This is a genomic window from Rhodothermales bacterium (assembly GCA_017643395.1).
In the GTDB taxonomy this organism is placed as follows: Bacteria; Bacteroidota; Rhodothermia; order Rhodothermales; family UBA10348; genus JABDJZ01.
In genome coordinates this window covers 1-1,324 of sequence record JAEPNP010000011.1, presented here as the reverse complement: position 1 = coordinate 1,324, position 1,324 = coordinate 1, and the positions used below count along the sequence as shown (strand labels likewise).

Here is a 1,324-nt window from a genome sequence, read left to right as displayed (position 1 = left end):
GGGAAAGGTGAAAAGAACGCCGAGAAGGCGAGTGAAATAGTACCTGAAACCGTGTGCTTACAAGCGGTCGGAGTCTGCATTTATGTGGATGACGGCGTGCCTTTTGTATAATGAGCCTACGAGTTGCTCCTGTTGTGCGAGGTTAAGCCCCTAAGGGGTGGAGCCGTAGCGAAAGCGAGTCTGAATAGGGCGTGCAGTACAGCGGGGCAGACGCGAAACCAAGTGATCTATCCATGGTCAGGGTGAAGCGGTGGTAAGACACCGTGGAGGCCCGAACCGGTTGACGTTGAAAAGTCTTCGGATGAACTGTGGATAGGGGTGAAAGGCCAATCAAACTTGGAGATAGCTCGTACTCCCCGAAATATATTTAGGTATAGCGTCTGGTTTTGTCTGTCCGGAGGTAGAGCACTGATTCGGCTAGGGCCCTTCACCGGGTACCAAACCGAGACAAACTCCGAATGCCGGCACAGAGCCACCAGGCAGTCAGTCGTGGGGTGATAACGTCCTACGGCGAGAGGGGAACAACCCAGACCACCAGCTAAGGCCCCTAAATCCGGGCTAAGTTGATCAAAGAAAGTTGAGTTGCTCAGACAACTAGGAGGTTGGCTTAGAAGCAGCCATTCCTTTAAAGAGTGCGTAATAGCTCACTAGTCAAGCGACTCGGCGTCGATAATAATCGGGCATAAGTCGGTTACCGAAGCTGTGGGATTTAACGATCGGTAGGGGAGCATTCCAGTCAGCGCAGAAGGTGCCACCGCGAGGGGTGCTGGAGCGGCTGGAAGCGAAACTGTAGGCATGAGTAACGATAAGAAGGGTGAAAAACCCTTCCACCGTAAACCCAAGGGTTCCTGATCAACGCTAATCGGATCAGGGTTAGTCGAGACCTAAGGTGTACCCGGTGAGGCCGGGGAAGCCGATGGCAAAGCGGTTAAATATTCCGCTACCGAAGCCAGCGTATGGCTAAGGCGTGACGCAGAAGTGACACTCCCGCGTGCTGACGAATGCACGTTAAAGGGCGTAGGCCGGGGGGCAGGCAAATCCGCCTCCCAGAGGCTGAACCCCGACAGTACCCGGACCCGCAAGGGGAAGGGATAGTGGAGGTAATCATGCTGCCAAGAAAAGCGTCGTAGTTTGCTAGAGTCGCTCGTACCCCAAACCGACACAGGTGGGTGAGGAGAGTATCCTCAGGTGCTCGAGTAATTCATGGCTAAGGAACTAGGCAAATTAGATCCGTAACTTCGGGAGAGGGCATAGATCGGCCCCAGCACCTCGGTGAGTTCCAGAAAGCCGCTGTGCGTCAGGCCGTCCGCCGCGCCGATTCTAC

Annotated in this window: 1 rRNA gene; it reads left to right on the top strand. The window is 54.7% G+C overall.

The features are described from left to right. Positions 1-1,324, top strand: a 23S ribosomal RNA gene (locus tag JJ896_18505); the annotation flags it as partial.